This is a genomic window from Mucilaginibacter sp. (assembly GCF_039207105.1).
Lineage (GTDB): Bacteria > Bacteroidota > Bacteroidia > Sphingobacteriales > Sphingobacteriaceae > Mucilaginibacter.
Genome location: NZ_JBCECK010000209.1, coordinates 1 through 7,073, shown reverse-complemented (window position 1 = coordinate 7,073; position 7,073 = coordinate 1). Strand labels below are relative to the sequence as shown.

4 protein-coding genes and 1 pseudogene are annotated in these 7,073 nt (G+C 45.2%); 3 read left to right on the top strand and 2 right to left on the bottom strand.

Translation table 11 applies throughout. The features are described 5' to 3' along the window. The first annotated feature begins 200 nt into the window (after positions 1–200). Positions 201–1,980 (top strand): annotated as a pseudogene (locus tag AAGC65_RS23790) (DUF885 domain-containing protein). Positions 1,981–2,036: 56 nt separating this feature from the next. On the opposite strand, the gene AAGC65_RS23785 reads toward AAGC65_RS23790, so the two are convergent. After that, entirely contained in the window at positions 2,037–2,849 is an 813-nt protein-coding gene (locus AAGC65_RS23785) for a helix-turn-helix domain-containing protein (RefSeq protein WP_343114961.1), read from the bottom strand. 378 nt (positions 2,850–3,227) lie between these two features. On the opposite strand from AAGC65_RS23785, the gene AAGC65_RS23780 reads away from it, so the two are divergent. Beyond that, entirely contained in the window at positions 3,228–3,956 is a 729-nt protein-coding gene (locus AAGC65_RS23780) for a DUF1080 domain-containing protein (RefSeq protein WP_343114960.1), read from the top strand. A gap of 282 nt (positions 3,957–4,238) precedes the next feature. After that, positions 4,239–5,774, top strand: a complete 1,536-nt coding sequence (locus AAGC65_RS23775) for an alkaline phosphatase family protein (protein WP_343114959.1) — start codon at positions 4,239–4,241, stop codon at positions 5,772–5,774. 187 nt (positions 5,775–5,961) lie between these two features. Here the strand turns inward: AAGC65_RS23775 and AAGC65_RS23770 are convergent. Further along, positions 5,962–7,073, bottom strand: a 1,112-nt coding sequence (locus tag AAGC65_RS23770; protein ID WP_343114958.1) for an FtsX-like permease family protein, incomplete at its 5' end; no start/stop codon positions are given.

The following is a 7,073-nucleotide window of genomic DNA, read 5'->3' as shown; positions in this document are numbered from 1 at the left end:
TTTAATATCTAAAGCTAATTCTGTTACCGAATTACTTGACCTTTACAATTGCGAGCGATAGCGTGGCAATCGCACATTGTACAGAGAGAATCGGTATGGTTCACGATTGCTTTGCTCCTTACGGCAATGACATAGTTGTTATAGATGCCGTTACCACTATTAAATCATTTTATTAGCTTTACCTATAAAGCATCACTTAAATGAAAAAAACATTCCTATACCTTTTTGCCGCTGCCGCTTTGGTTGCCTGTAAGCAGCCCAAAACTGCCGATACGGGCAAAGCCGATAATAAAGAGCTGGCCAAAGTATTTGACAACTACTTTGAAGAGTCGCTCAAATTGTATCCCATTAATGCCACCTATATTGGCGACAACCGTTATAACGACCAATTACCCAATGATGGATCGGCAGAATTTTTAGCCAAATCCAAAGCCTTTTATGCCAACTATTTGGCACAGGTAAAACACTTTAACCGCCAGGACCTGAGTGAGGCTGACCAGCTATCGTATGATATTTTCATTTACGAGGCACAGCTATCCCTGGATGATTTTACCCATCATTTTGAGTACATGCCCTTTAACCAGTTTTATGCACTGCCGCTTACTATGGGCCAACTGGGCTCGGGTGTAGGTGCGCAGCCTTTTAAAACTGTAAAGGATTATAACAACTGGCTAAAACGTGTTTCGGCATTTGCCGTTTGGGCCGATACCGCCATCAATAATTTTAATAAAGGCATCAAAGCCGGGGTGGTTTTGCCAAAAGCGCTGGTTACAAAAATGGTTCCCGAACTGGAAGACCTTGTAGTTACCGATCCAACTAAAAGCTTGTTTTATGGCCCTATCACCAATTTGCCAAAAGATTTTTCAGATGCCGATAAAAAGCAACTGACCGAGGAATACAAAAAAGCAATTACCACGGTAATATCTCCAACTTATAAAAAACTGGCCGATTATCTGAAAACCGAATACCTGCCGCACGCGCGCAGCACTTCGGGCTTTTCGGCACTGCCTGATGGCGCTGCCAAATACGCTTACCTGGTAAAACAGCAAACCACTACTGACAAAACTCCCGAAGAAATACCAAACGGGTTTGAAAGAGGTAAGCCGCATTCGTGGCATTATGGATAGCATTAAAGCCAGCGTTGGTTTTAAAGGCGACCTGAAGGCGTTTTTTGAATATATGCGAACCGACCCTAAGTTTACGCCCTACAAAACCCCTAAAGAGGTTCTGGCCGCATTTGAGAACATACATAAGCGCATGGAGCCTAACTTAGAGAGAATGTTTAATCATGTGCCAAAAACTCCGTTTGAGATCAGGCAAACGGAGGCTTTCCGGGCTGCGTCGGCCAGTGCAGAGTATAATGCAGGTTCGGCAGATGGCAGCAGGCCGGGTATTTTTTATGTACCGATATTGGATGCTACTAAGTTCAACATCACTTCGGGTATGGAGTCGTTATTTTTACATGAGGCCATTCCGGGTCACCATTACCAGATATCTTTAACGCAGGAAAATGAGTCGCTCCCTAAATTCCGGAGGTTTGATGGTAACGAAAATGCTTATGTAGAAGGCTGGGCTTTATACTGCGAATCGTTAGGTAAAGAGCTGGGCTTATACACCGACCCTTATCAATATATGGGTGCACTGGGCGATGAAATACACCGCGCCATTCGCCTGGTTGTTGATGTGGCTATCCACACCAAAAATATGACCCGCGAGCAGGCCATTAAATATATGATGGATAACGAGGCTATTAACGAACAAGGTGCAACTGCTGAGATTGAACGCTATATGGCCATTCCGGGTCAGGCATTGGGCTATAAAATAGGCGCCTTAAAAATACGTGAGCTCCGTAGCAAATACGAAAAACAACTGGGCAGCAAATTTAACCTGGCCGAGTTCCATAATCAGGTTTTAAAAGATGGAGCCATGCCGCTTGCCGTGTTTGAAGGCAAGATGGATGCCTGGGCTGCCAAACAGTAGTTGTAAAAGGACAATAACAAATAACAGAAGCGACTGTAATCTGTGGCGCTTCTGTTTTAATTCCCCGCCAAAAACTGGTTTATAGGCGAAGCCTGCGCGGCAAAGGAATTAGGCGTGAGCCCGGTGAACAGTTTAAACTCCCTGATAAAATGCGACTGATCAAAATACCCCGCGTCATAAGCTACATCGGTTAGTTTTTGGTCATTGGCGTTTACCAGGTTTAGGCTGTGCTGAAAGCGGTTTATCTTACAAAACAACTTCGGCGGCAGCCCGGTATATTGAGAGAATAACATATTCAGATACCGGGTTGATATATTATTACGAACCGAAACTGCGATGATCTCCCGGTTGTAATCCGTTTTCAGGTTGTTTACAATTTCGCCAATGAATTTGATCTTGTCATGCCGTTTCTCTGAAATACGCAGCCTGTCGCATAAGTAATCCTCAACCAAAGCTATGCGTTTATCTAAACCACCGGTCTCCATCAGTTTTTCATGCAGCGTTTTTAACGATACGCCAAACACATCGGCCGCGCCAACAATCTCGTTATTAAACTCGGATATGCTTTCATTAAAAAAATAAGCTGCCGAGTGCGGATAGAACCGGATGCCCAGCATTACGTTTCTACCAACCGATTTAATGGCCAGCGGTTTGGTGATCTGTCCCCAAAGTTCGATAGGCGGAGTGGTATAAAAAGTTCCGTCTTTTTTGGTTTTCCAGCTACCCTGCCCCAGGTTAAATATCACCTCCATAGTACCGCTCGGGAACACGATATCATCATAATCGGCAGCTGAGTCCGACTCATAAAAATACAGCGTTTTAATATATGGCCTGAGCTTTACCTGCGGAAGAATTTCTTTGAATACCATTATAGCTTCTTTTCCCTTTTTAATACCAGCCTGTTTATTAAAGTTATAAAAAATCAAGGCAGGTAAGGCAAATTAACAACAAAACGTAGTGTTAAAATTGTACAAAACGGAACTGATTAACGGGGCTGACTCACCCGGTCTGCGCTTTGCTGGACCACACTCTCTGCCCTATGGGCAAAGAGTGTAGTGAGAAAATGGATAACATAAAAGTCGTGTTATTACTTTGTTCCTTGCGATGACAATTTTTTCCACCCTCTTTCCGCCACAGGCGAAAAGAGGGTCGACAAGCGTAGCGATGTCGGGGTGAGTCGACAACCGGGATTGTACAGGATTGTTATTCCGTTGTTAGTTTGCATATTCACTTATTATAAACCAATTATGAAAACCAATAAATTGTTGCTGCCTGCGGTATTGCTGCTGGCTTTACTAACAGCATTTACCTTTATTAAACCTGCCGATAAAGGATTTAAACCCATGTTTGACGGCAAAACCCTGAATGGCTGGGAAGGCGACCCCAAGTATTGGCGTGTGGATAGCGGTGAGATCATTGGTGAGGTTACGCCAGCCACTATTTTAAAAGTTAATACTTTTCTGATCTGGAAAGGCGGCCAGCCGGCCAATTTTGAGCTCAAGGTAAGCTACCGCATATCTGCCCGGGGTAACAGCGGTGTAAACTATCGCAGTACCCGTGTTGATAGTTTACCCTATGCCCTAAAAGGCTACCAACAGGATATTGACGGTAAAGACAAGTACAACCTGGGTTATCCCCGCTATTCAGGTCAGAACTATGAAGAGCGCGGTCGCCAGTTCCTGGCCCTCCGAGGGCAGCGCGTTGTTATTGACAATAGCCAAAAACCTCGCGTTACCGATTCGCTGGGTAGTAAAGAAGAATTATTGAAAAGCATCAATTACGATGGTTGGAACGAGCTGCACATCATCGCCAAAGGCAACAACTTAAAGCATTACCTCAACGGCAAATTGATGAGCGAGGTAACTGACAACGATACCCTCAACCGTCGCTTTGATGGCCTTATTGGCGTGCAGGTACATGTTGGCCCACCTATGAAGGTGGAGTACAAAAATTTCATGATCAAAATTTTGAAGTAAGGAACAGGTAAATCCGAAGATTTTAATTCCCTCCCTGAAGAGGGGCGCTATGGAATTGTGTAGTAGTAGGGAGGGGTTTTACATTTTTCCATTAAATAGAGCTGCCAATGAAACCCCTCCCAGGGAAGGGAATCGCACGATTCCTCGCTCTTCATTTTCCCCTGCACCATTTTTCTGTAACCAAGTAATTACGCTAACTTTTATCATTCCCTCGCAAAATTAACATTAAGGTAATTCCTGTATTTTTAATTTGCCATTGGCTTAAGAAAGGCCTTTATTGTCATGTTAAAAAAATCAATCGTATTACTCTCCCTCAGTATAGCTTTTATAACCGGGCTGCACGCCCAGGATAATTCAAAACCTAAAACACTTATTGTGTTTTTTGACGGCTTGCGGCCCGATTATATCACCCCCGAGGCTATGCCTAACCTGTATGCCTTCAGGCAGCAAGGCGCGTACGGCAAACAGCACCACAGCGTGTACCCTACCGTAACCCGGGTTAACTCGTCGGCCTACTCAACTGGCAGCTATCCGGCCAAAACCGGACTTATGGGCAATACCGTTTATTTCCCGGAAGTTGATAAAACTAAAGGACTTAACACCGGCGAAGCATCTGAGCTGAACCGCATTAGCCAGGCCACCAACGGTAAATTGCTTACCGCTACTCCGCTGGGCCAGTTATTGCAGGCAGCTGGTAAACGCATGATGGTGTTTAGCTCCGGCTCAACCGGGCAGGCTTTGTTACAAAATCACCTGGTAAGCGGCGGTGCTATTGTTAACCCTACCATGATACTGCCCGAATCTTTTAAAAATACAGTCATTGAGGCTATAGGCCCGGTACCCGCAGGTGGAGAGCCAAACACCCTGCAGCACGTATGGGTAGCCAATGCCCTCATCAAATTTGGTCTTACGGCAAACGGCCCGGATGTAAGCGCCATATGGTTTTCTGACCCGGACGGCGCGGCACATGCCAATGGTATCGGCTCAGCAATTGCTATGGCCTCTATCAAATCTGTTGATCATGAGTTTGGGCGGATACTTGACTCGCTGAAAGCCAAAAACCTGTACAACCATTATAACATCATCATCTCTACCGATCATGGCTTTGTAACCCATGTCGGTAAACAAAATATGGCCGCTTTGTTAATAGAAAAAGGTTTGAAAAAAGATCGCCTATCTGAAGATGTGGTGATTGCCGAGGGTGCCATCTACGTAAAAGACCATGATCCGGAGGTAATTAAAAAAATTGTGGCCACCCTGCAGCAGCAGGAATTTATTGGCCCGGTATTTACCCGTGGTACTAAAAGCGGAGATTTGAAAGGCTGGGTAAGTGGCACGCTTTCGTTTGAGGCCATTCACTGGAACCACCCTACCCGGTCTGCCGATATTTTGGTTGATGAGGATTGGGACGATCGCAAAAATGCCTTTGGCTATGCCGGCGCCAGTTTTTCGGGCGGAGTTGCCGGTCACGGCGGCTTTAGTCCGTACGAGGTTCATATTGCCCTGATGGCATCAGGCCCAAGCTTTAAAAAAGGATATACCAGCGAATTGCCAACATCCAACGTGGATATAGCCCCCACGGTACTGCACCTGCAAAACGTACCCGTTCCGCCGCAAATGGATGGCAGGGTAGTGTATGAGCTATTGAACGAAAAAGCTCCGGCCACATCGCCAACCAAAGCTAAAACTGATATTATTGAAACGGAAGCTACCTTGCCATCCGGAACTTACAAACTACAGCTGCACCGTACCATACTGGGTAAATATATTTATGTAGATTATGCCAAAGCTAACAAGGTATTGAAGGCAGGAAAGTAGGAACCTCATCCAACCCTCTCCTTTGGAGAGGGTTTTAATAACATTACTTAAAAAAACTGTCATTTCGATAGAGCATGAACAGCTGTGAGCGTTGTGCGAAAGAGAAATCTTATACGCCATTCTAATTCGCTTTGTAAACCGCATAAGATTTCTCGCTATCGCTCGAAATGACAGCTTTATCTCCTCCTTACTCTGTTCTCAAACTCTTTACCGGATTGGCTATCGCGGCTTTAATGGCCTGAAAACTTACGGTGAACAGGGCTATGAAAATTGCTATTACACCTGCCGCGGCAAACATCCACCAGCTTAGCGGAACGCGGTAGGCAAAAGCCTGCAGCCATTTATTCATAACAAAGTAAGCTATAGGTACTGCTATCACGATGGATACCAAAACCAGCTTCAAAAAATCTTTTGACAGCAGTTGCACAATGCCACCCACGCTGGCGCCCAGCACCTTGCGGATGCCGATCTCTTTGTTGCGCTGCTCGGCGCTGAAGACCGCCAGGCCAAACAGGCCAAGGCAAGAGATCACGATAGCCATGAGCGTAAATGAGTTGATGATGTTTGACAGCGTGATCTCAGTTTCGTATTGCTTTTGTATCTGATCGTCCATAAAAGCGTATTCAAATGGGGTGGCCGGTACATCCTTACGCCAGATAGCCCCGATTTTAGATACCAGCGTTTTATAATCGGCACTGCTGGCGCTGATGATCACGTTAAAAATATCGCTGGCCTTAGGGTCATACATGAGCATGAACGGCCCAATGTTTTGGCGCATCGATTCAAAATTAAAATCCTTCATCACGCCAATAATTTCCCGCGATCCCGGATCGCCATCAAATAATTTGGTGCCGATGGCTTTTTCAGGGGTTAGGTTCAACCGCCTGGCCATCGATTCGTTGATGAGCACACGGCCGGTATCATTCAGCCTGAAATTGCGGCCGCTTAGCATCTTAATACCCATAGTAGGTACATAAAATTCATCGCTCGCCATATTACGCTGATCAATCGACCCGGCCATATTTTGGCCCGCAAGGAATACGCCCCAGTCATGATAGCCTCCGCCCTGGCCAAAATAGTTATTGGCTTTGCTTATCGCCTTAATTTCGGGTAGTTCGTGCAAATCATTCATAAACGCATTCATGTGCGCACGTGAATCGGTGGTAAAAAAGGTAAACACCATTTTTTGGTTCTTATCAAACCCAAGATCCTTATTTTTAATATAGTTAAGCTGGTTAAAAATGATAATAACCCCGGCAATGAGCACAATGGAAAGCACAAACTGAAATACCACCAAAC

What these genes read in the sequence shown, in the direction of transcription:
- AAGC65_RS23775 (WP_343114959.1), top strand. Translation starts at nt 4,239, where the DNA reads ATGTTAAAAAAATCAATCGTATTACTCTCCCTCAGTATAGCTTTTATA.
- AAGC65_RS23785 (WP_343114961.1), bottom strand. Translation starts at nt 2,849, where the DNA reads ATGGTATTCAAAGAAATTCTTCCGCAGGTAAAGCTCAGGCCATATATT.
- AAGC65_RS23780 (WP_343114960.1), top strand. Translation starts at nt 3,228, where the DNA reads ATGAAAACCAATAAATTGTTGCTGCCTGCGGTATTGCTGCTGGCTTTA.